The organism is Paraglaciecola sp. L1A13, assembly GCF_009796745.1.
Classification (GTDB): domain Bacteria; phylum Pseudomonadota; class Gammaproteobacteria; order Enterobacterales; family Alteromonadaceae; genus Paraglaciecola.
The window spans coordinates 4,747,580-4,773,517 of the sequence record NZ_CP047024.1; the positions used below are offsets into that span (position 1 = coordinate 4,747,580).

The following is a 25,938-nucleotide window of genomic DNA, read 5'->3' on the forward strand; positions in this document are numbered from 1 at the left end:
CTAGTCTTCTCGTGTAACGCGTAGTACTTCTTCTAACGAAGTGATACCAGCGAGCACCCTGCGACAACCATCATCACGTATACTTGGGGTATTTTGACGTATATATTTTTCAATTGCTTGCTCACCATGGCCGTTGTGGATCAATTCACGAATGCCTTCATCGACAATCAATAATTCATGAATACCCGTACGTCCGCGATAACCAGTATGGTTACAGGCTGCACAGCCTTTCGGACGACATACTTTCAGGCTCGCCTCACTGCCGATGGCGACCCCTAGAACAGTGCATTCTTGCGCACTAGGTTGATAAGACGTTTTGCATTCAGGACATAATGTACGCACTAGACGTTGTGACAGTACCGCCAACAAGCTAGACGACAATAAGAAGGGTTCAATGCCCATGTCTTCAAGTCTTGTAATCGCCCCCGCGGCGGTATTTGTATGCAGAGTCGACATCACTAAGTGGCCGGTTAAACTGGCTTGGACACCAATTTGTGCAGTTTCCAAATCGCGAATTTCCCCGACCATAACCACATCCGGATCTTGACGTAATATGGCTCTTAGCCCTCGAGCAAATGTCATATCCACTTTCGCATTCACTTGGGTTTGACCAATACCCTGCAAATCAAATTCGATAGGATCTTCTACGGTCAGAATATTGCGATCTTTGGAGTTAATTTCGCTTAAGCCCGCGTATAAAGTCGTTGATTTACCTGAACCTGTTGGCCCAGTGACTAAAATAATACCGTGAGGTTTACGGATCAATTCAGAAAAGTGTCCACGGTTGTCCTTGGTCATACCCAAATCTTCGAGATTTAAGCGTACGTTATTTTTATCTAACAAACGCAGCACCACTCGTTCGCCGTGGCTTGATGGCATAGTCGATACACGCACATCGACTGCACGGCCAGCGATACGCAACGTAATACGGCCATCTTGCGGCACACGCTTCTCGGCTATGTCCATCTTAGACATAACTTTAATACGCGATACCAGCATAGAAGCCATTTTACGATTGGGACGTAAAATTTCTCGTAACACCCCATCAACCCTGAAACGCACTAGTAGTTGCGTTTCAAAGGTTTCAATATGAATATCCGAGGCACCTTCCTTGATCGCTTCACCTAACATGGCATTGATCAATTTGATAATGGGCGCATCATCTTCACTTTCAAGCAAATCTTCGGTATCAGGCAACTCTTCAGCCAAAGCAAATAAATCGCTTTCGTTACCGATATCTTCCATTAATTGTTTGGCTGCCGATGAGTCGCGCTGAAACGCACTGGTGAGTAACTTTTCAAATTGGCCGCTTTCTATTTCACGTAATTGAAACGGTTGCCCTAAAAAACGGCGCACTTCGGCAAAAATGGCAAAGTCAGTTTCATTGGTATGATAAAGCAAAGCTGGCGTTTCTGCGGTTTCCAGTAACACCTTATGTCGTTTAGCAAAGCTAAATGCCAATTGCTTATGTTCAGCCTCATCGATAGGCGCATCCACATCGGTTCCCGCTGCAACTAACGCCTGCTCTTCCGCTTCAACAGTGCTGATTGTTTCAGAGCTCATTACTCGTCGTCACCCTTTTTCTCCATGGCTTTTTCAGCTTCCGTTTCAGCTTTCTTTTGCATATATTCATTGTATGAAGGAGGCAGAGCCAACCCTTCGTTCCACTCCGGTAAAGCAGGATTTTCTGAGAATGGCATTAATGGAATACCTTCAGATTGACGTTTAAGTTGCTCGGCACGAATGTAGTTGTATTTTTTACGACTAATATCATTCATGGTTATTCCGTCCCGAATAATAGTGGGCCGAATAAACACCATCAAATTACGTTTCGATTTACTAGTAGTCGTTGATTTGAATAGGTTACCAATATAAGGAATATCTCCTAAAATTGGCACCTTAGAGACACTCTCTTGTACATCATCATCAATCAAACCACCCAATACAATCGTACCGCCATCATCCACGATAACCGTCGTTTTAATTTCACGTTTATTAATTAAGATATCCACTGATGTAGCACCACTAATACTCGAAACCTCTTGTTCGATAAGTAGTTGAACAGCATTACCTTCGTTAATTTGTGGGGTAACTTTTAGTTTGATACCTATTTCTTGACGCTCAACGGATTGGAACGGATTCGAGTTAGTAGAACCGGTAGTTGAACCGGTAATGATCGGCACTTCTTGACCAACTATAAAATACGCTTCTTCGTTATCTAGCGTGGTTAAATGCGGCGTCGAAAGTACATTGGAATTAGTGTCGGTGCTGACCGCTTGTAATACAGCTCCCCAACCATCTTTAACTGCGCCAACAAGGAAACCATTCACACCACCAAGTAAAGATGCCAGGGCAGTATAATCTCCTTCCGTTGTTTCATCGAACGAATAAGGGTCTCCGTCATCATCGAAACCAACCGTAGTCGTGGTGGAATCTTCTGCCTCAGCGGCCGCGACTGCTAACGAGCCGATCCCTACTACGTTGCCATTGCTGAACTGTTGGGCCCCATATTTTTCACTAGCCCATTGCACACCAACTGTGGTGCCGTCGCCCTCAAATACTTCAACAATTATCGCCTCTACTTGCACCTGCGCACGGCGTATATCTAACTGTCGAATAACATCTTCTAACGAACGCATCATATCTGGCTGAGCAGTGATAACGAGGGCGTTAGAATCTTCGTGAGCCTCAATGCTGATACCTCGATCCGTTTTTGCGGTTGTTTTCGCCGCACCTTGTTCTTCAGCTTGAATACTGGCACTAACACCTTGCAGCACTTTTACTAACTCTGCGGCTTTTGAGTATTTCAAGAAAATAACACGGGTATTACCGTTACTTTCCAGCTCTTGATCCATGCGCTCAATCAAATTAATAATGCGTTTGCGCGCTTTGATATCACCACTGACCATAACGCTGTTAGTTCTATCATCTGCTACCACCCGAGGGGCATCTTTGCCACCGGCATTTGTTTTGCCTGAGGTTTTGTTAATACTGTCGATAATGCGCACCATTTCTGTGGCGGATGCGTATTTCAGCTTGATGATTTCAACTTCTTCGTCACCCGCTTTATCGACTCGCTCGATAATTTCCACCAAACGGTTAACCACCGCAGCTCGACCAGTTAACATCATCACGTTTGATGCATCATGACTCACTACATTGCCGCCACCCGCTTGATCGTTTAGCTGACGCAATATAGGAGCAAGCTCCCGAACGGGTACGTTATAGACGGGCATAACCCGAGTGATCATTTCGTCGCCATCAAAAGGCGTGCCTTCAACTACGGGTAAGTTTGACGTTTTCGCATCTTTTGAACGTACTACTTTGACAATACCACTGGGCATCTCAACAACAGCATAACCATAGACTTGCAGTACATTTAAAAAGAACTGGTAGTACTGAGCTTCATCTAATAAATCATAACTACGAACCGATATTTTACCTCGCACATTGGGGTCTACTATGATGGTTTTCTTTAGGTTTTTACCCACAATATTAATAAACTCACCAATATCGGTGTTTTTAAAATTGGGAGAATACTCGTTGGCCGCCACATAGGTTGACGCAGAAAAAAATGCGGTCCCAATAACAAAGCACAAGCTGGGTAAAATATTACGGCTTGTTCGCTGGATAAAATTCATTCTAGTTATTCCTGTTCCGCATCGGGTAAATCTAAAAATAAGGTCAGCAATTCGTTATCACGACTGACGGTAATCTGTAAGGACTGTGCTTGACGCAATTCGCCCATGGCCTCAACAGCTTGTTGAGGATCGGTTAAATTTAAACCGTTAATATCGGTAATAACATCGCCATTTTTCAGGCCAGCGGCTTGAAATAATTCTGGTTTTTTGCCCGGACTCACTCGATAACCTTGTAACTCACCATTTTGATTATGAGGGGCCACAGAAATAAACTCGGTGAAATTTGCGGGTTGCTGCTGAAGCATACGCGTAGCATCAATCACATCATCTGATAAGGTAACAACATCTCGCTGAACTGGTGCAGGGGCAGATACAGGCGTTTTGCGCCTTGATGCTGGTGTTGAGCGTTTATTATTTGCTTCGTCGTAGTCAATACCATCAAGCATAAGCGTTTCATTCACGACGCCATTTCGAATAATAACGCGATCTCGAAAGACTTCACGTAGAGTAGCATTGGTGCCGATAATCTTGTCCCCTAAGCCGTACGTTTCTTGGCTGCCTTTGTTCTCGATAATGGCCGCGCCCTGCTCTTTTACTGAACTGGTCACGACGCCCGTTAAGGTCAGATTTAATCTTGTTTCAGGTGCATCGGTTACTGTTTGTTCAACCGCAGGCCCTGCTTGAAAATCACCAAACAGATTAAGTCGTTTCAACGCGTTCAAATCCAGAGCGTTATTCGTCTCACCGGTTATAGGGTTAGCTCGCATTGTTGGTGTTTCAATTGCCGCTAGTTCGCTTTGAGGCATCAAACGCCAAGTTAATTCAGCTAAATAAGCCAATAAAAAAATCACTAAAAGAGCCACTACAACGCGATTAATTTGCTGTTGATTCTTAAGCAAAACTAGCCATAAATGATTGTAATTATAATTTGTAATAGTCATGGTCTCGCGGTTGAGCTTTGTTATGCAAAGGCTTCGCGTTATTTATACGCATATTATTCTGATCTTTTACCCTAGGTAACCATACCCCAAACGCATCTAAAACTTACCATTATCGGTTTGAGTTAAACCCTCGAGTAAGGTAATAAGCTTAATTCATATCCCTTCTACCGTGCTCGTGACTTAATGTCTACCCGTGTCCGCTTTACCCATCCAGCATTCACTGCAAGAATAGCCAAATTTAGATCCTATTTCGTGTCACTCAAAGCAGTAACATAAATACCTAGGAAATATTGCCGACAGAGGATGCTAACGTTAACTTCTAATACGAGTACTATTTTCGCGAGTTAAGTTTTCTTTTTCGAAGCTGTGAGCGTAACATCCCCAGCTCATTTTTTATTATTATTTGAATTACGCTGTCTTCCCCCCAATGATAACGAGTAGGCACTGGGGTCACAACTCTATTAAGCAATCGTTACGAAAATATTACATATTGGTCACTTACATGCAAAACAGCAAAAATTCTCTTACAGAACAAAGTGTTCGCTTAGACAAGTGGCTTTGGGCTGCACGTTTTTTTAAAACACGTTCATTAGCCAGAGACGCAGTGATGTCTGGCAAGGTCAATTACAATGGCCAACGTTGCAAACCTAGCAGAGCGGTAGAGCTCGGCGCAGAGATAAAAGTTCCGCAAGGTTTCGATGTTAAAGAGATCACCGTGTTAGAATTAGCTCAACATAGACGCTCTGCAGTGCTTGCCCAGCTTATGTTTGAAGAAAAACCAACAAGTATTGCGCAACGTGAAAAAAATACGGAAATGCGCAAGTTAAGTGCCTTTCATAGCCCGAAGCCCGATCAGCGTCCCGACAAAAAACAACGTCGACAAATTATTCAATTAAAACACCAGTAACCAGCGTATCTGCTGAACCATCGAGAAATTACTATGCCATTTGACCAACTTCACCGTTATCTTTTTAACCAAGTCCATGTTCGTGGCGAGCTTGTTCGCCTAGAGAACAGCTACCAATCAATCTTAGACTCATACGCTTATCCACCGGTTATTCAAAAATTACTGGGGGAATTAATGTCGGCTACTTCACTGTTAACGGCAACGTTGAAGTTTGAAGGAGACATTGCATTGCAACTGCAAAGTGACGGCCCAGTTAATTATGCGGTAATAAATGGTACCCATAATCAGGAACTCAGAGGCGTTGCCCGCTGGGATGAAACAGTAGAAACACTGCCAACTAATTTCAGTGACCTTTTTAAAAATGGTTTGTTGGTTATCACCATTACCCCAACTGACGGTGAACGCTATCAAGGTATGGTTGCTTTAGACAAACCGACATTGGCTGAGTGTATCGAAAGCTATTTCCAACAATCTGAACAGTTGGCAACCAAAGTAATTTTACGCACCCAACAAATAGCAGGCAGTGCCAAAGCGTGCGGTATGTTTTTGCAGATACTGCCCACCAGCAGTGAGTCTACATCTACCGCTGACACTGGTTTTGAGCACTTAGCAAGTCTTACTGACACCATTAAGGATGACGAGCTATTTACCCTGCCCGCAGAAGAGATTTTACACCGCCTTTATCATCAAGAAGAGATAGAAGTGTATGCGCCATCTGACATAATATTTAAGTGCAGTTGCAGCCGTGAACGCAGTGCCAATGCATTGGCCGCGGTAGAAAAGGAAGAGTTGCTTGATATCGTCGCCACTGAAGGGGCGATTAAAATGAATTGCCAATACTGCCATACCGAATACCGTTTCGATGAAATTGACGTACATGCCATTCACGCTGGTACATTTTCATTAGATAAAGGGCAAACCCAGTAACAGCACCGCTCTTATAAATTAAGGGCAGGTGTGAGGTATATACACGCTGGCTATCAAACCACCTTCAGGGTGGTTTTTTAATGTCACTTCACCGCTGTGCATATCGACGATACGCTTGATAATCGCCAGCCCTAAGCCTGAGCCTAAGCTGCCTCTGGCTTTATCACCTTGAGTAAAAGGTTTAAATAAGCCTTCTATTTGGGTATCTGGAATACCAGGTCCAAAATCTCGAATCGAGAAAAATAACAAGTTACGGCCTTTATCAAAGCCCGAACGAATTTCGATATCTTCACTACCATAGCGAAAGGCGTTTTCGATCAGGTTATCCAATACACGTTTTAACGCGACTCGGCGCATGCACGCGGTTGGGATTGGCTTCAAATGTAGATGAATATTATGATGTTCTTCAATATTCCGTACTTGAACGGCATCACGAATAAGATCATTTACATCCACGCTAACCATACTCTCTTGCTGATCTTGGCGCACATAATTAATAAACTGATCGATTATCTCGTTCATGTCTTCAATGTCGTTAACGATGCCTTCTTTTAACCAATCTTGCGCTTCAGGTAGCATTTCAGTCGCTAAACGTATTCGGGTTAGCGGGGTGCGCAAATCATGGGATATCCCTGCCGTCAACAACGCTCGATCGTCTTCCAACTGCTTAATTCCCTTGGCCATTTGATTAAACGCTTGGGTCACCGCCATTAATTCGGTTGAACCCTGAGCTTCCAATGGCGGGGGTATATTGCCACGCCCCACTTCGATAGCAGCATACTGTAATGCTTGTAGAGGTTTGTTTAACCTGCGGACAAAAATCCAGCCGCCAGCCACACTCAAGATACCGATTACCAGCAAATAAATTGTCAGCGGTGAAATATCTGATTCGCCATGGCTAAGCATTGGAATGGTGACCCATACACTAGGATCTTGAGGAGGTTTTACCCACACTAAGTACGGATTACCTTGGGTAATACGCACCTCAGATTCTCCGCCGAGTTTCAAGCTCATTTGACGAGATAAATAAGGGTAATAAATAGCCTGCTCGACCCCCTCAGCTAGGGCTTTTTCATTGCTTAACAAGCGCATACCTGTGGCATCAAAAAAGCGTTTATGCAGTGCAGGATCTTTGTGGTCAATCTCTTCGATAAAAACCAAATTAATCTGCGTAGCCAACAGATTATTTATCTGTTGATAACTGGGCCGAATAAAGTAATAGGTAACAGAGAGGTACGATACCACCTGATTGATCAGTAATAACATACCAATCAGCAGTACCGTTTGCCCAAATGCACTTTTAGGAAGGAATCTCACGTTAAATTAGCTAGGTTTGATGTTCAACTACGCACCGCCGCCATCGGGCACAAAGACATAACCTAGACCCCATACCGTTTGAATATAGCGAGGGCTAGCCGGATCTTCTTCTAACATGCGGCGCAAGCGTGAAACTTGTACATCAATACTGCGCTCAAGTGCGCTGTAATCACGGCCCCGCGCTAAGTTCATTAATTTGTCTCGAGATAATGGCTCACGAGGATGAGTAACTAATGATTTTAATACCGCAAACTCACCACTGGTGAGCGTCATTGGCACACCGTCACTGGACATTTCTCGGGTACCCAAATTCAGCCTAAACTTACCAAATTCGACAATTTGTTCCGCATGGGAAGGGGCACCTGGAGCCTCAACCACTTTACGGCGTAGTACTGCTTTAATCCGAGCTAACAATTCTCGTGGGTTAAATGGTTTAGGCAGATAATCGTCTGCACCCATTTCCAGACCGATAATACGGTCGACTTCATCACCCTTAGCGGTCAACATCACGATAGGAATTTCGTTTTCTTTTTGACGTAAACGACGACAAATTGATAAACCGTCCTCACCAGGCAACATTAAATCTAGCACCATCAAATGAAAGTTTTCGCGCTCTAACATGCGATCCATTTGCTCGGCATTGGCAGCAGCTCGTACCTGATAACCTTGCTCAACTAAATAACGCTCAAGCAGGCTACGCAAACGCATATCATCGTCTACGACTAAAATTTTTGTGGTTTCTTGTCCCATTATCGGATCCCTTTATCACAGTAGCCTCACTATAAGGTAAAGCGCTGAAATACCAAAGCATCCTCTGAATTCAGTAGGCTTTGGTTTGTTACAAAGTTTGTCCCATTTTCCATGGGAAACAGTTGTTTTCAGTTCATGGCGCAACCCATCAATTCATAGCACGACGCTTTACCCAACTATTTCGTACGCTCTGCGTTAGTCTATTTAGTATGTTTAACTATGCAAAATAGTTTTAAGCTCTCTTAAAAGTATGCGCTAATTCGCGTGTATGCCTTTCCCAGCAACGCCTCCCCCTGAGAATTTGCCATTAAAATTTGCGGATAAAGCACAACTAAATACGAATAGCCCTTGACCCAAACTAGTCGCTTGCTTATAAATGGTTGTCATTTTTTCTGTCAAGAAACATACATGTCTGTAAAACACCCAATTATCGCTATCACTGGTTCATCTGGCGCCGGCACCACTTCAACTACAAATGCGATCCGTCATATATTTCGTAATTTGTCGGTTAATGCCGCTGTGGTCGCTGGGGATAGTTTTCATCGTTTTACACGCCCAGAGATGGAAGTCGAGATCCGTAAAGCCCAAGAACAGGGAAGACATATTAGTTACTTCGGGCCGAAAGCTAACGACTTCGTGATGCTAGAACAATTATTTAGCGAATACGCCGAGACGGGAAGTGGCAAACATCGACACTATCTGCATTCATTTGATGAAGCCGTACCGTTTAATCAAATGCCAGGTACTTTTACTCCTTGGCAAGAATTACCCAGCAACACTGACGTGCTCTTTTACGAAGGCTTACATGGGGGAGTGGTAACGGAAGAAGCCGATGTAGCAACACACGTTGATTTACTGGTGGGCATGGTACCTATCGTTAATTTAGAATGGATCCAAAAAATTGTTCGTGACACTGCAGAGCGTGGCCATTCACGTGAGGCGGTCATGAGCAGCATAGTACGTAGCCTAGACGATTACTTTCAGTACATCACGCCACAGTTTTCACGCACCCATGTTAATTTTCAACGAGTACCAACGGTTGATACATCGAATCCGTTCAGCGCTCGGGAAATCCCCAGTCAAGACGAGAGCTTTGTCGTGGTGCGTTTTCGCCGCGAAATGAAAACCGTTAACTATCCTTATTTGCTACAGATGATTGAAGGTGCTTTCATGTCACGCATCAACACACTTGTGGTACCTGGCGGCAAAATGGGCTTAGCCATGGAATTAATCCTTACGCCCTTGCTTGAAGAAATACTCGATAAAAAGCGCCGTGCTGGTTTTCAAATGGATTGGGTCTCGGACAAGTCGTAACGCCATTATGGCTTTCAAGGTCAATTGCTATCAACAATCGCCAGCTAACGTGCTATAACGCAACCTTCATCAGCTTTTTGCCGCATTAGGCAGAACACTTTTAGGTTGTACACTATGCCCTATACCTCCGCTCAGACTGGATTACCCACAAGCTTTATAGAACTGCTCAGCAGCCTGATGCGCAGCCCCAGCGTAGTGGGGGCTGAGCATTCTTTCTTTCGCGTATTACAGCGAGAGTTAGAAGAACGTGGCGCCAACGTCACCTGGTATGAAGGCTTGCTTGTGGCTCAGGGCAATGCACCTGACAGTATGATGTTTTCGGCCCATATTGATCGCCACGGTCTAATCTGTACCGGCCCTAACGAATTCCAATATGCGGCATTTGTAGCAGGCGCTCGTTCAGATTTACTGGGTAATTCGGTCAGCGAAAGCTTAATGCGAAAAATTGTTGACCGCTTCGACGGCGAATCAGTTTATGCCTATGAGCCTTGGTCAGGAGCCTATCGTGGCCGGGGGACAATCAAAGGCGCCTATATCTGTGAAAATCGTAATAACTTAATCTTTGAAGTCAATGGTTTAGAACATGTTGTAGCGGGCACACCCGTGGCCTTTACTGACAAGTTAAACATTACTGATCAAGCACTAGTGGGCCAACTCGACAATATACTGACCACTGCAGCCTTGGTACACTTGTTTGAAGGTGGCTTTCAAGGCACGGCATTTTTTACGGCACAAGAAGAGGCAGGTAAAAGCTGGCGTTATTTGCTTGAATGGTTCAGACGTTTCGGAGGCTCGACCAATCAGTTAATCGTAGTTGATACCAGCCCTTATCCAGATTTACCCACCGCGGCGCAGCAAAATCTTATTTTGCGGCACAAAGATGCCAATGCGGTATTTAATCCACGCTTGACCGAGCGTTTAGTGTTGGAATGTCAGCGCCTTGGATTAAGTTACCAATTTAAAGATACCTACGTAGAAGCGCAAAACGCCAAACTGATAGCCAAAGGCGAAGCGCCTTATTCTTTGGGCGCAACAGAATTGGGACGTATTATTTCATCATCCAATGGCTTGGTAGACGGTACAACTTTACAAGTGCCATCATCTGGCTATCACACCATGCAGGAGTCTGCGCCTTTAACGTCAGTCGTAGGTTTTTTGCATATGCTTGAGGTCTTAGCGAAAGGCTAAACGAGAATATATAAAATACGGATGGTCAAAATAAGACAGCCACGCCTAAGGCGTGGCTAAAAGATTAAGTCCAGATATGACTTAGATTTTATCAACAGCTTTGTAGCCTTCGCTACTTAGTTCGTTGTTAACACACTCAAGTAAGAATGTGTTAAGGCTTTGTCCGCCGGTACCATCTTCTTCTGCGATATCAGTACAATATTGCGTTAACTCTGCAATTAGCGCTGCATCGGCAACTTCGCCTTCATCAGCAACTGCACCGAACATAGTCAGTGATAAAACCAATCCCAGTAAAAATTTCATAAATTCCTCACCAAAATAAGGATGCCTTTCGGCGATAGTAGAGTATTTTCTTGCAGTGATAAATGTCTGCAATCGGCGGATTTTTACGCCCAATTTTATATCTCGTCAAGATAAATTTTAACGTATTTCAATAAAAAATTAACACCCTTGTTACCTCACTATCAAAAAAGCAAAAAAACACATACTCATCATGTACTTACAAGTTAGAAAGTTAAGTGAAATTCGTTTTAAAATTGTCGCTTTTTAACGACATTTTTGTGATATTTATTAAATTCTAAAAGCTGTTGCTATGCGGTAACACTTTTTTGCACTTTGCTGTCGAATATAACCAAATATTCTTACTTTAGAACGGTATACTTTGCACAACCACTCATATTATTTACTCTCGATGCTAACAAAAAAATCTATCTCTTTTCTGGTACTCGCAACCGTTACGATTTTCGTGGCAGTACAAGGCTACCGTGTGTGGATGCTAAACAGCATAAAATTCATCAGCTTCGATAGCCGTTTGAAGGAAATTTCAGGTATTGAGTATGATAAAAGACAGCGTCTATGGGCGATTAATGATGGAGGTGATGCGCCACGTTTATATCAGCTTGATGATAAAGGCGACATCGTCCGTAGCATCGAGATCACCAATGCCAAGAATTCTGACTGGGAGGATATGACGCAAGATTATTTTGGTCATTTTTTTATTGGCGACTTTGGTAACAATGATAACGATCGTGAATGGTTAACCATCTATAAAATTGAAAACCCGATCGATATCAAGGGCGATACCACCACGGCTGAAATCATCAAATTTACTTACCCTAAATTTAAAGCTGTGGAAGGTGAAAAACCACGTAAGAACGTACATTATGATGTTGAAGCGTTCATTTACTACAAACGCAGCCTGTATCTGTTTACCAAAAATAGAACCAGCCCTTTCGATGGAAAAACTCGCCTGTATCGCGTTGGCGACTATGCAGCAAATTTTGACGCGGAATACGTTAATGAATTTTCGACCTGCACCATTATCAAAGAATTGTGCTGGGTCACATCAGCAGCATTAAGCCCTGACCGAACCAAACTTGTTCTACTAGATTCAGAACGCCTATGGTTATTTGAAAACTGGAAAGGAGACGACTTTTTTTCAGGAGACGCTTATCAAATTGATTTGGGCATTGTTACGCAAAAAGAAGCCGTAACGTTCGCCGCTGATAACAACACGATTATTTTTACCGATGAAGTATTTAACGGCATTGGTGGCAACGGTTACAGTATACAGCTCGATAAAGCGGAGAAAATCCCAGTCCGAAAACAGGTAAAAAGAGCCGTCAAAGCCAAGCCAAATAAGAGCGAACCGTAACAACACCCAGACAAAGATAAACTATGCTCGAAAACGCTTTATTACCTGCTATTTGACTAGCACAAAATCGTTTTCTTTCTGTGATACTTTCGGGACGATTACCTATCAAGATTGTTAGCACTTAAACAACAATCTCTATAGGAACGAACATGAAACGTATTAATATTTTATCTGCCGCAACCTTGTTGGCATTAACAAGTCAACAGAGTTTAGCTGCAGACATCACAGTCGAAATTCAAAATTTAACACACGGTCTATATTTCACCCCTATTGCAGCGGTCGCCCATACTGCAGATGTAAGCTTATTTGAAGTAGGCGAAACGGCTAGTACCGAGTTACAGATGATGGCCGAAGGTGGCAGCATCGATGGAATTACTACAATCGCTAGCGCAGCCAGTGCAGACATGATTTCAGATCCTGCCGGCGGTTTACTTGCACCTACGATGAAAGCATCAGCTGATTTAATGACGGTTGATGGCAACGTTATGTTGTCAGTTGTGGCCATGGTTTTACCCTCTAACGATGGTTTTGTCGGTCTAGATAACTGGGAAATTCCTACCGAGGCCGGTACGTACACCGTTTATTTAAATGCTTACGATGCTGGCACAGAAGCAAACGATGAGCTTCGCGGTAGTGGCACACCAGGCACGCCAGGTATGCCTGTTCCTCCTCCATTAGAGCCATTGTTAGGTACAGGTGGCAGTGGTGTTGCAGGTGCTGATACCAACGCAACAGTGCATATTCACCGCGGTAACATAGGTGATGACTCACTCACTGATGGTAAAAGCGATGTCGACAATACCGTACATCGTTGGTTGAACCCCGTTGCCAAAGTAACAGTAACCGTCAGATAAGGAGACTGTGATGAAGAGCATTAAAAATTATCAAAAAGCGTTACTTATAGCGCTTCCACTGGCATTAAGCGCCTGTGATGACGATGACACCAGAGAAGTTATTGTTGAGGTCGAAGTGCCCGCACCAGAAGTGGTACCTGTTGATGTGAGCTATGAAGTCACAGTGACAAATCTAACCAATGGTCAACCCGTGTCTCCCCCTGCTGTTGTACTTCATACCGAAGGCACACTTTGGGCGTTAGGAGATGTGGCAACCGTCGCGTTAGAGCGTATTGCTGAAGTCGGTGACTCTGCAGAATTCTTAACCTTAGGCACCGTTAGTGCTGGTGGCGAAACAGGGATCAATCCAGGTGAGCAGCTAACCATCAGCGTTACTATTCAAGACATCACCAATGCCAAAATGACCATAGCCGCGATGTTAGGTAACACCAATGATACGTTTAGTGGCTTAAGTGCTTGGGATTTATCTCAACTGGAAGTAGGTGACAGCTGGACAACCAACAGCCCTGCCTATGACGCGGGTACCGAAAAAAATACTGAAACAGCAGAAACCGTGCCCGGACCTGCAGGTAATGGTGAAGGTTTTAACCCAACACGTGACGACACGGGCTTTATTTCTATGCACCCAGGAGTCGTAAGCGCTGATGACGGTTTAACCAATTCAACACTTACCATCGAACATAAGTTTGATAACCCTGTGATACGTATACAAGTCACTCGCACCGAGTAATTTAGCCCGTATTATCGCGTACTGAATAATAAAAAATGGCACACGATTAATACACACGTAAATAAAAGCGCTGATCTTGTGAAAGATTAGCGCTTTTTCATCGCTCTATATGTTTTTAGAATTGTGGTGATACCAATGACTGATAAAATCCTCATCGTTGAAGACGATCTTGATATAGCAAATCTGATGCGTGTAAATTTACTAGAATTGGGGGTCGAAATTGATCACCAAGCAGACGGTAAAATCGCGCTGAGCCAAGCACTCGATAACGATTACGCGGTGATCCTTTTGGATGTCATGTTACCTAACATGAGCGGTTTGGACATTTGTCGCAAAATCCGTGACGAACGTCCCATGCAAATCATCATTATGCTAACGTCAAAAACCTCTGAGACCGATCGCGTATTAGGTTTGGAGTTGGGCGCTGATGACTATATGACCAAACCTTTTAGTGTACGAGAATTGCAAGCTAGAGTGCGCTCTCAGCTACGTAAAGTGCATCTGTTAAAAAATGCTCAGCTACCATCGGAGCAAGTTGACACCGCTTTGAACTTGGGATCTCTGCGAATAGATCAAAAGAATCACCAAGTATTCCTCGCTGATCAAGAACTGGTGTTAACCGCCACAGAATTTGAGTTACTGCACCATTTGGCTAGTCACCCCAGTCAAGTATTTAGCCGCAGTCAATTGTTGGAATCAGTATGGGGTTACCACCATAGCGGATACGAACATACGGTTAATTCGCACATTAATCGACTCCGGGCAAAAATAGAAACAGATGCAACCTCCCCTAAAATCGTCCAAACCGTTTGGGGTGTCGGTTATAAATTTAATCCTCAAGGAGTATCAACCTAATGCGGATCTGCTTCTATCAGCGTCTCGCCATTTCATTGGTTGCAGTGTTTATGCTGGTCATGATCGCCTGTTTTTATTCAACCAATGAATTACAAAAACTGACCCAACAAGAAGCAGCGCAGAAATTACATATCGGCTTGGCTGAACATCTTGTCAGAGATAATCCTTTGCTTAAGGAGGGCGTTTACGATTACGCAGCCTTAGGCAATCTTTTTCACACCTTGATGATTTTAGGCCCAAGCTTCGAATTTTATTACCTAGATCCACAAGGTAAAATTCTCACTTACTCGGCCGAACCGGGTAAAGTAAAAGCAGAGTCTGTCAATATTGCCCCCATTAAAAGTTTGATTGGCGATAATCAAAACTTTCCTATCGAAGGCGACGATCCAAGACAACTTGGCAGACAAAAAATATTTTCCGCCGCGCCTGTTTTTAACGACGATAAGTTACAGGGCTACTTGTATGTGATCATTGGCGGTGAGCGCTACGATTCAATATTAGCGAATCTTAAAAACAGTCAAAGTATGCGCGAAATAGCCCTATTTTTAGTCGTTGGATTGTTACTACTGTTAGCAGCCCTATTAGTTATATTTAAGTACTTTACGTCTCCCCTTCAGCGCTTAAGTGATGATATGGACAAAGTCCGTGAAGCTGATTTCCATCGAGAGCAGTTGCCGCGAGATTTAGCGGTTTGGAATAAAAATAGCTACAACGAAGTAGACCGCTTAGGGTGTGCTTTCACCGATATGTTAACGCACATCAACAAGCAATTTGATCAACTCAGTCAAATCGACAGTCAGCGCCGCACCTTACTCGCTGACCTATCCCATGATTTGCGCACGCCATTATCTAGCTTACAAGGATACATCGAAACACTGGCAATAAACGACGATACCTTGTCAGTAAAAGACCGTAAGCACTTTATCGATGTATCACTCAAAAACGCTAAAAACCTTAAACACCTTATTGATCAGATTTTTGAGTTAGCTTATTTAGAGGGCGGCCAAGTAACGCTGCACCAAGAACCATTTCCTTTGGGTGAGTTACTGCATGATGTCGCCGCCAAATTCGCCTTAGACGCCCAAGGGAAAAATATCCAAATTAGCGTTATTCCCAATGATTGTGAATATCACGTGTTTGCTGATATTGGCAAATTAGAACGCGTTCTTACCAACCTTATTGCTAATGCCATTCGTCATACACCAGAATTTGGCAAAATTGACTTAGCTGTAGCTATCCATGATGAAAAACTGCGAGTGGATATTCGTGACACAGGTGTAGGGATAAGCGCAAAAGAAATAGCCTATATTTTTGATGCTCGCTATCAAGCCAGTAACACAAAAACAGATGCGTGCAGTCATGCCGGTCTTGGCTTAGCAATATGCCGAAAACTGATGACATTACTCAATTCTGACCTAAAAGTAGAAAGCCAGTTAGGCAAAGGAACGTGTTTTAGTTTCGAACTGACATTAGTTAACAGCAACGCCCTTACCCATTAGGGTGAGGGATTAATTTGCTATATCATATTCCGCTTGTTTCGTTTTAGAGCGTTTTTATGCTGCATACCCTACTTATCGCCGGTGCATTAGTGTTAATCATCGAAGGCCTTGGCCCTATGTTATTCCCCAACAAATGGCGCAATTACCTACAACAAATGGTAGAACAGCCTGCAAATCAACTACGTAGCGTTGGTGGAGTGCTGGTCACTATCGGTTTAGTGAGTCTGTTTTTCTTACTTTAAAAATTAACCGAATTTAGTTATTCAGATGGCGCGTGAAATTTGATAGGATCCCCGCCTAATTTTCTGACACTTCTCTAATCCATGGCTAAAAATGTAGTGGTACTCGGAACCCAATGGGGTGACGAGGGTAAAGGTAAGGTTGTAGATCTTTTAACTGATAAAGCTACTTACGTAGTACGTTATCAAGGTGGACACAACGCAGGGCATACACTGGTAATTGACGGCGAGAAAACCGTTTTGCACCTCATACCTTCTGGTATTTTACGTGAAAACGTAACCTGTGTTATCGGCAACGGCGTCGTGCTGAGCCCTGAGGCATTGCTAAAAGAAACAGCAATGCTTGAGGAACGCGGCGTTCCGGTCAAAGAGCGCTTGCGTATCAGTGAGGCGTGTCCACTTATTCTTCCATTTCACGTTGAACTCGACTTGGCACGCGAAAAAGCCCGAGGCGATAAGCCAATCGGCACCACTGGTCGTGGTATCGGTCCTGCTTACGAAGACAAAGTCTCTCGTCGTGGCTTACGCGTTGGTGACTTATTCAACCCAACAGATTTCGCTATCAAGCTAAAAGAAGTACTTGAATATCATAACTTTATGCTGACCAACTATTATAAAGTTGAGCCGGTAAGCTATGAGAAAACACTTGCTGATGCATTGGCTGTCGCTGATGTACTAAAAGCCATGGTAGTAGATGTCACTGACGTATTGGATCGCGCTCGTTTACGCGGCGATGCCATTATGTTTGAGGGCGCTCAAGGCACCTTGCTTGATATTGACCACGGTACTTATCCCTATGTGACCTCAAGTAACACCACTGTTGGTGGCGTTGCGACTGGTTCAGGTTTTGGTCCTCTTCACCTAGATTACGTTTTGGGTATTGTTAAGGCCTACACAACTCGCGTTGGCTCTGGCCCCTTCCCTACGGAATTAGATTGTGATGTCGGTCAGCATTTAGGTATAAAAGGCCACGAATTCGGCGCAACCACAGGCCGTAAACGCCGCACTGGTTGGTTCGATGCAGTGGCAATGAAGCGTGCTGTGCAAATCAATTCGATTACAGGGTTTTGCTTAACAAAACTCGACGTACTCGATGGTTTAGAAACCTTAAGCATCTGCATTGGCTACAAGCATGCTGATGGCACGGTTAAAGATGTTCCTCCTATGGCAGCGGATGATTACGACCTAATCACCCCTGTTTACGAAGAAATGCCAGGTTGGAGTGAAAACTCATTCGGCGTAACTGAGTATGCAGATTTGCCACAAGCAGCGAAGAACTACGTTAAACGCCTAGAACAATTAACGGGCGTACCAATTGATATTATTTCTACTGGTCCTGATCGTAACGAAACTATCGTTTTACGTCATCCGTTTGAAGTGTAATACGCAATTGCTGTATTCTGAAAGCCGCTTTTAAGCGGCTTTTTTTATACCCGAAGGAGACCAACCATGTCAGTTATGCCGTTTCACCTAGCAATTCCGGTTACCAGTTTGAGCGCAAGTCGAGGATTTTATGCTGATTTACTTGGCTGTGAACAAGGCCGTTCATCTGAACAGTGGATAGATTGGAATTTCTTTGGTCATCAATTAGTCACGCATTTAGTGGCAGCTATGCCGAGCCGGCCTGCTCCAAACAACGTGGATGATAAAGCCGTTCCTGTGCCACATTTTGGCGTTGTACTGAAAATGCATGACTGGCAACGCTTAGCTAATCGCCTGCAAGCGGCAGAAATTGAGTTCGTGATTGCACCTTATGTGCGTTTTAAAGGCCAGCCTGGCGAGCAAGCCACTATGTTTTTACTAGACCCATGTGGTAACGCTTTAGAGTTTAAAGCCTTTAACGATATGGACCAGCTTTTTGCCAGCTAATCGTTTGTTTTAACTGGTTCTGCTATCGATTCAACGGTCAATTCAGCCATTGTTTCGGCGTAATTGCTATGGTATCGACCTGGTTTGTGATTGACCGCTAAAATGATGTTAGTGGTCACCATACCTAAAAGTGAGATAGCCAATAGTATTGGGCTCATAATAAATAGCGCACCTACGACAATCAAACTATCCACCACCAATTGAAACGTACCAGCACGGATCCCACGGCTACCCTGTAAATAGAACGCCAGTATTCCCAGTCCACCTAAACTCGACTTGTGCCTAAACAATATCAGCATGCCCATGCCAATCAACATGCCGCCAACTACTGCCCCAAAAATAGGCTGAATATTATTAAGTGAAATAAACTGGTCCATGTTCTCTACCAATAATGACACTAACGTAATCGTCACAAAGGTATTAATGGTGAAGCGCCAGCCTAGTTGCTTCAGAGCAAAATAATAAAACGGCAAGTTAATCAAAAAAAATAATAAGCCAAATTTTAGCGGTACAAACTGACTTAATAACAATGCGATACCGGCCGTGCCGCCGATGAGTAAACCCAATGTTTTGAATATCGCCAGCCCTAAGCTAACAAAAACCGTCCCGCTTAATATTGCTAATACGTCTTCATAAAATCGATGAGTAGAAGAATGCATGCCTTTTTTGCTCCTATATTAGCCAAATAAAAGTGATCGCTTACGAGCCTTAAATTGTGCATATTTTAAACAGTTCGAAATTTTCGAGGGGCGGGATTGTACAGTAATAATGCAAGCTTACCAGTGGAATTACGGGTTAAGTTAATGCGAAGTAAATACATGATATTTATTGTAAATCTACTTCAAGTTCAGCATAGATTACAACGTGATTTAGACATAAGTAAAAGGGGTAACGCCATACACCTATGGTGGTAAAAAATGTGTTTTATGGATGTACCTTTGAGCAAGATATAATTTTACTAACAAGCTCACTATTAAAATTTAATTGTTTCAATTTTGCACTATGCGTGAATGCTGCTTGGCGATATGCTAGTGACCCTTTTTTTTAAAGCCGTCGAAAGACTCAGGAGACCCAGTGTCGATTTGTGTGCCACAAGGAATTATTTCACTAGATAATATTTTACCCGATGAACCATTATTGATGATGGGTGCAGGCCCGGTACCTATCCCGGCCAAAGTTGCAGCGGCGAACGGCATAGTGATAAACCACCTTGGCGACACTATGGCGCAAATTATCGAACAAGTAAAAGTGATGTCTCGCTATGTTTTCCAAACTGAAAATGGTCTGATCCTCGGTGTAGCCGGACCAGGCTCTGCGGCTATGGAAATGGCAGTGGCAAACTTAGTGCGCCCAGGCGACAAAGTACTCAGTATCTGCAATGGTTTTTTTAGTAGTCGATTGGCAGAAATGGCTGACCGTTTACAAGCTGATGTCATAAAAGTGGTCGTAGATGAGCGACAAACCGCTAGCGCCGAGTTAATCGAGCAGCACATCATTCGGACCCAGCCAAACGTGATGACAATAGTGCAAGGGGAAACCTCGAACACGGTACATAATGCTGAATTGGCAGAAATTTGTAGAATCGCCAAGAAGCATGACTGCATGGTCATTGTCGATGCAGTTTGCACGTTAAGCACCATGGAATTGGCAATGGATGATTGGGGCATTGACGCGGTGATAACAGGTGGTCAAAAAGGCTTGTCGTGTATTCCTGGTGTATCTTTAGTGGGATTTTCTGAAAAAGCGTGGGCGTTTATTGAGTCTCGCACCGATCAACTTCGCCACTGGTGCCTAGATGCTAAACTGGCGTACCAGTTTTGGTATAAAAAGTCGTATCACTACACCGCTCCCGTTTCTGGCATATTAGCCATTCATGAAGCATTACGCTTAGTGTGCATCGAAACCCTGCCAATACGTTTCGCACGCCATCAAAGGTGCTCCAGGTCTTTACAAGCAGCGATTGAGGGTATGGGGTTGACGTTATATGTACCGCCGCACGCGCGTCTTAATTCAGTCGTCGGGATCCGTCTACCCGAAAACGTGATCGGCAAAGAGTTACTTAAGACCATGTCTAATCGCTATCGCGTCGAAATATCCGGCTCTTTTGGGCCCAATATTGTACGCATAGGTCAAATGGGCGAACAGTGCCGTACGCATAACTTGTTTAGAACCATTCACGCTTTAGGCTCTGCGTTTATCGACTTAGGTCACAAAGTAGATTTACCCACTGGTATGTCTGCGCTAGAAAGCACCCTCGATAATATGCGCTAGAAACTTGTCATAGGCATACAAAGTGATAAATCCGCGCTTTGTATGCCATTTAAATACGTATCTTTTTTTTCATCGTTTATGCTTAAATAACCAACAGGGATAGCCATTGCCTAGCTGTCATCGTGCTGTATTTCCCTTGGGTTACAACGGACTAATCAGAAATCACAGGAGAAGCGTATGTCTAAGCTCATACTTTCATTAGATGGCGGCGGTATTCGCGGTGCAGCCACTACCCAATTTTTAACGCACGTCGAAAAAGCCCTGCAAAGTACGCATCAAAAATCATTAAGAGATTGTGTCGACTTTTATGCGGGCACAAGCACAGGCAGCCTAATTGCTTTAGCGTTGGCCACGACCGACATGGATATTCAGGATATTAATAAACTGTATAGCTACCCCAACGCTAAAAAAATATTTATTGAGAACCGAGGTTTTCTAGAAATAGATGGCCTAAATGCTCCTAAATATGAGGCCAAAGGCAAAACCGCAATGCTTAAGAAGTACTTAGGCCAAGCCAAAATTAAAGATGTACCAGAGGGCAAGCATGTATTGGCAGTTGCTTATGGCATTGAACAACGTCGCCCTTACGTTATTAAATCAACCCGCAGCGAATTTCAGAATTTACTCTCGTATCAAGTCGCGGATGCGTCAAGTGCAGCGCCCACGCACTTCCCGACCCGAGATATGCTGCTTCCACCAGACAATGAGCAGGCATGGATGGTCGATGGTGGCGTAATAGCTAACAACCCCACCATGTGCGCTATTGCGGAGGCCTGTCGCTTGTGGCCTGACAACAAAAGGCGTGTGCTGTCAGTTGGCACAGGCACCCGCACGCGCAAAATTAATGGGCCTGACTCGCGCAACTGGGGAGCCCTGCAATGGATGCTCAAAGGATGCATTATTGATGTGCTAGCAGACGAAAAAGTAGTTGGTTATCAAGCAATTACCATCTCGCCACCGGGTAGCTATATAAGAGTAAATGCGGAAATGCGCGCCCAGCCAGGGTTCGACAAGGCACCGGATGATGCGCTAGACGATATCAGCCAAACCAATATTAAACGCCTTAAAGGCATGGGAGACTTTTGGTTTAAACAGTATGGTGATGCTGTAGTCGACTTGTTGAACGATAGTTACAGCGGCCCTTCTCTCGATCGAATCGACCCAGAGACCGGCAAACCCATACCTTATCAGCCAGGATAACAATACATTATTCTGCCAACTGCGTGCGTAAACGTTGTAATTCTTGTTTGCGCGCCTCGTCTACTTCCGGATAATGCATATTTAATGACGCAAACGTCTCAACTATTGTTTTAGCAATAATTAAACGGGCATTACGTTTATCATCCGCCGGGATAACATACCAAGGTGCCTCTTTACTGGAGGTCTCATTAATACATTCCTCGTAGGCTTGCATATACTGTGGCCAAAACTGCCGCTCTTGAATATCTGCGTCGGTAAACTTCCAATTTTTATCTGGGTTGTCGATCCGTGCCAAAAACCGCTTACGCTGCTCTTCTTCTGACAAATGTAAGAAAAACTTAATCACGCGAGTACCGTTGCGGTGTAAATGCTGCTCTAAATCGTTGATCGAACGAAATCGCTCTTTCCAAATGTCCTTTAGGTGCAGAGCTTCATCAGGAATATTTTGACTATGCAGTATTTCTGGATGCACCCGAGAAATAAGTACTTCCTCATAATAAGAGCGGTTGAAAATACCGATACGTCCCCGCTCAGGCAATGCGACATTCGAGCGCCATAAAAAGTCGTGCTCTAACTCATTTTGACTGGGGTGTTTAAAACTGTGTACTTGACAGCCTTGGGGATTAATACCTGACATAACATGGCGAATTGAGCTATCTTTTCCCGCTGCGTCCATCGCCTGAAAAATGATTAGCACTGAATGCTCGTTAGATGCATACAGCAAACGCTGCTGGTCACTCATCTTTCCAATTTGCTTTTTTAGTTTTTGTTTATAGTGCGCTTTTGACGTATATAAGGGGCCGATAGCTGTGGGTCGTTGCGTTAAATTACACGACTCACCGTGCTTGGCTTTAAAATCTGCTGGGTTAATTTTCATATTTTCCCTTCTTTTTCGTAACGAGAATAACATCCACTATAGCCGTAAACTGGTCTCGGAATATGTGCTGTGTCAATTCATGCGCGAATGTAAACTGCATTCACGAATAATCTAGCATGTAATCCAGAGATGATCCCATTGATCAGCCTAGCAGTAATGCTTATGAATAAACGTCACTAGCTCATCCTCATTAACCAAACTGAACCCTTGGTCTTTAAACTTTGTCAGGTCCTGCGCCTTTGGAAATGAAAAATATTGACCGCCGCTCTGTTTCCGCAGCGATAAACTTTCACCTAAGGCTAAGGTTGATACTGCCTCGCTCAGCACATTGATGCCCTCAACATACAGTTGTAAAACATGCCATAAATAGGACTTGTCAGGTTCAACCTCAAGATGTGATTGGGCGACAATTCGCCCAGTGTCGATATTTGCATCATCGATGAAATGTAAAGTAGTGCCGATTTTCTTCTCCGAATTTAACATCGCCCAAAATGTGGCCATAACGCCACGATAATCTGGCAACAAACCCGAGTGTAAATTCAATACACCAAGGCGGGGTAAGCTCAATATGTCTTGCTTTAAAATACAGCCATAACGAATAGATAATATTAATTCGGGCTGTAAAGCACTTATTTTTGCTAGGCCTTGAGGGCTATTGATTGCATTGAGCTCTTCAACAGGTTGTACCAATATACGGTTCATTTGCGCAAAACTCATAAACCCTTTATGGCTGGGTAATTTTTCAAACAATGGTGACAGTAATTGGTTTAATAACGTTTGTTCAAAAAAGCTAAGGGTAACGAGTTCAGCAGGTTTACTGCTATTACCACCCACTTTTGCAGATAAAAATAAGCTGACACTGTGCTGTGACAGCTGCGGAAGTAGTAAATTCAGCGCGTAGTTACTGGCGAGATCTCGGTTGGCTAAGATAACGATGTTCATTCATATCACTTCTTTATTACTGCAATGACAATGAGTAAACCATTTATTCAATAGAAAGAAAATTGGCTTTAGCAGCAAATATGAAAAGAGATAAAAATCAAAAAGAAGGGGTCTAGAATACATTACCAACAACACGGAGCTGAGTGTAAAACCCAGAACCGCGCTGCTGTGATGACTAACGCGAACTTACGCTAAACCTTATAAAGATAAGTCACTGGTGATGATCGCATCTGAGTAGCTTTGATAAGCCGCTTCGAGCTGCTTCGCCACTGGATCAGGGAACGAGTGGAAATCGCCATTATTTAGCGCAGTAATAATCGCTTCTGAAACCACGGTTGCACCTGGTGCACCTTCAAAACCTGCTGAATCACCCATCTCGGTGCCAATTGGCCCTGGGTGTACGCTCAATACACGAATGCCCTTGTCAGCCCATTTGTCTTTTAAGCCTTGGGTAATCGAATATGATGCCGCTTTAGATGCGCAGTACGTAGCAATATCGCCGAAGGCTTTAATCGATGCGATAGAGTTCAATTGCACCAATACGCCTTTATTACGTTCTAATGTTTCAGCAAAAGCATTGGCTACGCGCATCAAACCAAACACATTCACATTGATTTGTTCCATCAAAGATTCTTCTGCGTTTTCAGCCAAGGGTGAAGTCACATGCATAATACCGGCGTTGTTAACCAAAATATCCACGTCGGTGGCTTGCTTAGCTAAACCTTGAATAGATGCTGTATCTGCAACATCAGCAGCTAATGTAACAACCTTGTCGCCGTATTGCGCTTCGATTTCTTTGGTTGATTCAGGGTTGCGTACCGCTAAATAAACCTTCGTCGCGCCATTTTCGATTAGTGAATCTACTATTGCTTTACCAATACCACGATTGGCGCCTGTGACTAGTGCTACTTTGTCTTTTATTGCGTCGCTCATTATTTTGCTCCTATTAAGGTTTAAAGTATTTTAAGTTGTACCGATCGGTAACGTTGATTAATCTTATACCGATCGGTAACATACGTCAAATACATTTCTAAATTGATTTTTACGAGGTTCATAGAGATGAGTGGTAAACGTACTTTTGATGATGAAAAAGCACTTGAGTCGGCTATGGGCGTGTTCTGGAAAAAGGGCTACGCGGGTGCATCGCTAGCGGAGCTAACCCAAAGCATGGGGATCAACAAACCCAGTATGTATCGCACCTTTGGCAACAAAGAAGCGTTGTTTCTAAAGGCGACCCAGAGATATATTGAGAAAAATGCCCAACCTCATTTTGTGCATTTACAGCAAGAAGGCATTCCGTTAGCACAGCGTATTAAAAATTACATGACATCAGTGGTAAGCGAGCAGTGTACCGCTGAAGATCCTAAAGGATGTTTCATATTTTTATGCCAAGGAGAGATTGCCAGTGGCGATATGCCTGAGTTGCCGAGCAATTTACTGAATCAGGCGAGTCAAAAAATTCAGGACGCGTTAGTTGATATCTTCACTGATGACCCACAAGCGATTAAACTTGGGTTAAATACCCGCGCAGAGAGTATCGCATTATGTATCGCTACTACCCTCAGAGGTACAGCCTCTATGGCTCGAGCAGGTGTCCCATTAAGTGAATTGAAAACGGTCATCGAGCACAGTCTTCGTGGTATAGGCTTATCTTAGTAACAGTCAAAATGGCTGTCATTTTGACTTAATAGGCACGCTTCCGTGCATTTTTACCAAGCGTGAATAAACACATCTTCAGTCTTTTCGCAGCAATCGATTCTCATTAGGTGTCGATTGAATAAACCCTTTGCGTTAAAAGACAAACCAGCCTTTTAGTTTCACTCTTATCGTTTATCTCACTCTGATTTGTTACATTTCAAAACAGTTATCCCAAGGCTAGCGTTGTATAACTATTGAATTCTCAAGCATATCAGCAGATAGTAAATTGATTTGATTGAATATTAATCAAATGATCAATATTCAA

General features: G+C 43.6%; 25 protein-coding genes. 15 read left to right on the top strand and 10 right to left on the bottom strand.

Annotation, left to right across the window (positions count from 1 at the left end; genetic code table 11):
* From gspE to gspC, 3 genes are read right to left on the bottom strand one after another with little or no spacing between them, the layout of a single operon-like run.
* Window positions 1-1,563, bottom strand: a complete 1,563-nt coding sequence (gene gspE / locus GQR89_RS20265; RefSeq protein WP_158771898.1) for a type II secretion system ATPase GspE — start codon at window positions 1,561-1,563, stop codon at window positions 1-3.
* On the bottom strand, window positions 1,563-3,641 hold the full coding sequence (gspD, locus tag GQR89_RS20270) for a type II secretion system secretin GspD (protein WP_158771899.1): 2,079 nt from the start codon (window positions 3,639-3,641) through the stop codon (window positions 1,563-1,565). The genes gspE and gspD overlap by 1 nt, the downstream gene beginning before the upstream one ends.
* 5 nt (window positions 3,642-3,646) lie before the next feature.
* Window positions 3,647-4,582 (bottom strand): type II secretion system protein GspC, encoded by a 936-nt coding sequence (gspC, locus tag GQR89_RS20275; protein WP_158771900.1) that lies wholly within the window; start codon window positions 4,580-4,582, stop codon window positions 3,647-3,649.
* Window positions 4,583-5,084: 502 nt separating this feature from the next.
* On the opposite strand from gspC, the gene GQR89_RS20280 reads away from it, so the two are divergent.
* Entirely contained in the window at window positions 5,085-5,489 is a 405-nt protein-coding gene (locus GQR89_RS20280; protein ID WP_199271350.1) for an RNA-binding S4 domain-containing protein, read from the top strand.
* A gap of 33 nt (window positions 5,490-5,522) precedes the next feature.
* Window positions 5,523-6,416 (top strand): Hsp33 family molecular chaperone HslO, encoded by an 894-nt coding sequence (hslO, locus tag GQR89_RS20285; RefSeq protein ID WP_158771902.1) that lies wholly within the window; start codon window positions 5,523-5,525, stop codon window positions 6,414-6,416.
* 18 nt (window positions 6,417-6,434) lie between these two features.
* On the opposite strand, the gene envZ is transcribed toward hslO, so the two are convergent.
* Both envZ and ompR read right to left on the bottom strand, forming a co-directional pair.
* On the bottom strand, window positions 6,435-7,733 hold the full coding sequence (gene envZ / locus GQR89_RS20290; protein ID WP_158771903.1) for a two-component system sensor histidine kinase EnvZ: 1,299 nt from the start codon (window positions 7,731-7,733) through the stop codon (window positions 6,435-6,437).
* A gap of 27 nt (window positions 7,734-7,760) precedes the next feature.
* Entirely contained in the window at window positions 7,761-8,483 is a 723-nt protein-coding gene (gene ompR, locus GQR89_RS20295; RefSeq protein ID WP_158771904.1) for a two-component system response regulator OmpR, read from the bottom strand.
* A 408-nt stretch (window positions 8,484-8,891) separates the two neighbouring features.
* Here ompR and GQR89_RS20300 point away from each other — a divergent pair, with 408 nt between their 5' ends.
* Both GQR89_RS20300 and GQR89_RS20305 read left to right on the top strand, forming a co-directional pair.
* Entirely contained in the window at window positions 8,892-9,797 is a 906-nt protein-coding gene (locus GQR89_RS20300; RefSeq protein ID WP_158771905.1) for a phosphoribulokinase, read from the top strand.
* Window positions 9,798-9,911: 114 nt separating this feature from the next.
* Window positions 9,912-10,985 (top strand): peptidase M42, encoded by a 1,074-nt coding sequence (locus GQR89_RS20305; RefSeq protein WP_158771906.1) that lies wholly within the window; start codon window positions 9,912-9,914, stop codon window positions 10,983-10,985.
* An 81-nt stretch (window positions 10,986-11,066) separates the two neighbouring features.
* Here the strand turns inward: GQR89_RS20305 and GQR89_RS20310 are convergent, their stop codons facing one another.
* On the bottom strand, window positions 11,067-11,288 hold the full coding sequence (locus GQR89_RS20310) for a hypothetical protein (RefSeq protein WP_158771907.1): 222 nt from the start codon (window positions 11,286-11,288) through the stop codon (window positions 11,067-11,069).
* A gap of 388 nt (window positions 11,289-11,676) precedes the next feature.
* Here GQR89_RS20310 and GQR89_RS20315 point away from each other — a divergent pair, with 388 nt between their 5' ends.
* From GQR89_RS20315 to GQR89_RS20350, 8 genes are all read left to right on the top strand, one after another.
* Window positions 11,677-12,639 carry a hypothetical protein gene (locus GQR89_RS20315; RefSeq protein ID WP_158771908.1) on the top strand — a complete coding sequence of 321 codons (963 nt, stop codon included), beginning with the start codon at window positions 11,677-11,679 and terminating at the stop codon, window positions 12,637-12,639.
* Window positions 12,640-12,788: 149 nt separating this feature from the next.
* On the top strand, window positions 12,789-13,493 hold the full coding sequence (locus GQR89_RS20320) for a spondin domain-containing protein (RefSeq protein ID WP_158771909.1): 705 nt from the start codon (window positions 12,789-12,791) through the stop codon (window positions 13,491-13,493).
* 10 nt (window positions 13,494-13,503) lie between these two features.
* Window positions 13,504-14,223, top strand: a complete 720-nt coding sequence (locus GQR89_RS20325; RefSeq protein WP_199271351.1) for a spondin domain-containing protein — start codon at window positions 13,504-13,506, stop codon at window positions 14,221-14,223.
* 135 nt (window positions 14,224-14,358) lie between these two features.
* Window positions 14,359-15,078: a response regulator transcription factor gene (locus GQR89_RS20330; RefSeq protein WP_158771911.1), complete on the top strand. Its 720-nt coding sequence runs from the start codon at window positions 14,359-14,361 to the stop codon at window positions 15,076-15,078.
* Window positions 15,078-16,577: a cell wall metabolism sensor histidine kinase WalK gene (locus GQR89_RS20335; protein WP_158771912.1), complete on the top strand. Its 1,500-nt coding sequence runs from the start codon at window positions 15,078-15,080 to the stop codon at window positions 16,575-16,577. The genes GQR89_RS20330 and GQR89_RS20335 overlap by 1 nt, the downstream gene beginning before the upstream one ends.
* Before the next feature lie 56 nt (window positions 16,578-16,633).
* Window positions 16,634-16,819 (top strand): DUF2065 domain-containing protein, encoded by a 186-nt coding sequence (locus tag GQR89_RS20340; RefSeq protein WP_158771913.1) that lies wholly within the window; start codon window positions 16,634-16,636, stop codon window positions 16,817-16,819.
* An 81-nt stretch (window positions 16,820-16,900) separates the two neighbouring features.
* Entirely contained in the window at window positions 16,901-18,199 is a 1,299-nt protein-coding gene (locus GQR89_RS20345; RefSeq protein ID WP_158771914.1) for an adenylosuccinate synthase, read from the top strand.
* A gap of 66 nt (window positions 18,200-18,265) precedes the next feature.
* Window positions 18,266-18,685, top strand: a complete 420-nt coding sequence (locus GQR89_RS20350; protein WP_158771915.1) for a VOC family protein — start codon at window positions 18,266-18,268, stop codon at window positions 18,683-18,685.
* On the opposite strand, the gene GQR89_RS20355 is transcribed toward GQR89_RS20350, so the two are convergent.
* Window positions 18,682-19,344 (bottom strand): YitT family protein, encoded by a 663-nt coding sequence (locus tag GQR89_RS20355; protein ID WP_158771916.1) that lies wholly within the window; start codon window positions 19,342-19,344, stop codon window positions 18,682-18,684. The genes GQR89_RS20350 and GQR89_RS20355 overlap by 4 nt on opposite strands.
* Window positions 19,345-19,759: 415 nt before the next feature.
* On the opposite strand from GQR89_RS20355, the gene GQR89_RS20360 reads away from it, so the two are divergent.
* Both GQR89_RS20360 and GQR89_RS20365 read left to right on the top strand, forming a co-directional pair.
* A complete protein-coding gene (locus tag GQR89_RS20360) occupies window positions 19,760-20,956 on the top strand; it encodes an alanine--glyoxylate aminotransferase family protein (protein WP_158771917.1) in 1,197 nt (398 codons plus the stop codon).
* A gap of 177 nt (window positions 20,957-21,133) precedes the next feature.
* Entirely contained in the window at window positions 21,134-22,156 is a 1,023-nt protein-coding gene (locus GQR89_RS20365) for a patatin-like phospholipase family protein (protein WP_158771918.1), read from the top strand.
* Window positions 22,157-22,163: 7 nt separating this feature from the next.
* Here GQR89_RS20365 and GQR89_RS20370 read toward each other — a convergent pair whose 3' ends face one another.
* The 3 genes from GQR89_RS20370 to GQR89_RS20380 all read right to left on the bottom strand — a co-directional run bounded on the left by GQR89_RS20370 (window position 22,164) and on the right by GQR89_RS20380 (window position 24,908).
* Window positions 22,164-23,033: an ADP-polyphosphate phosphotransferase gene (locus GQR89_RS20370; RefSeq protein WP_158771919.1), complete on the bottom strand. Its 870-nt coding sequence runs from the start codon at window positions 23,031-23,033 to the stop codon at window positions 22,164-22,166.
* A gap of 147 nt (window positions 23,034-23,180) precedes the next feature.
* On the bottom strand, window positions 23,181-23,975 hold the full coding sequence (locus tag GQR89_RS20375; protein ID WP_158771920.1) for a formyl transferase: 795 nt from the start codon (window positions 23,973-23,975) through the stop codon (window positions 23,181-23,183).
* A gap of 198 nt (window positions 23,976-24,173) precedes the next feature.
* The gene (locus GQR89_RS20380) at window positions 24,174-24,908 is read right to left on the bottom strand and encodes an SDR family oxidoreductase (protein WP_158771921.1); all 735 of its coding nucleotides are present in this window, start codon (window positions 24,906-24,908) and stop codon (window positions 24,174-24,176) included.
* 126 nt (window positions 24,909-25,034) lie between these two features.
* Here GQR89_RS20380 and GQR89_RS20385 point away from each other — a divergent pair, with 126 nt between their 5' ends.
* A complete protein-coding gene (locus GQR89_RS20385; RefSeq protein ID WP_158771922.1) occupies window positions 25,035-25,631 on the top strand; it encodes a TetR/AcrR family transcriptional regulator in 597 nt (198 codons plus the stop codon).
* Window positions 25,632-25,938 lie beyond the last annotated feature (307 nt).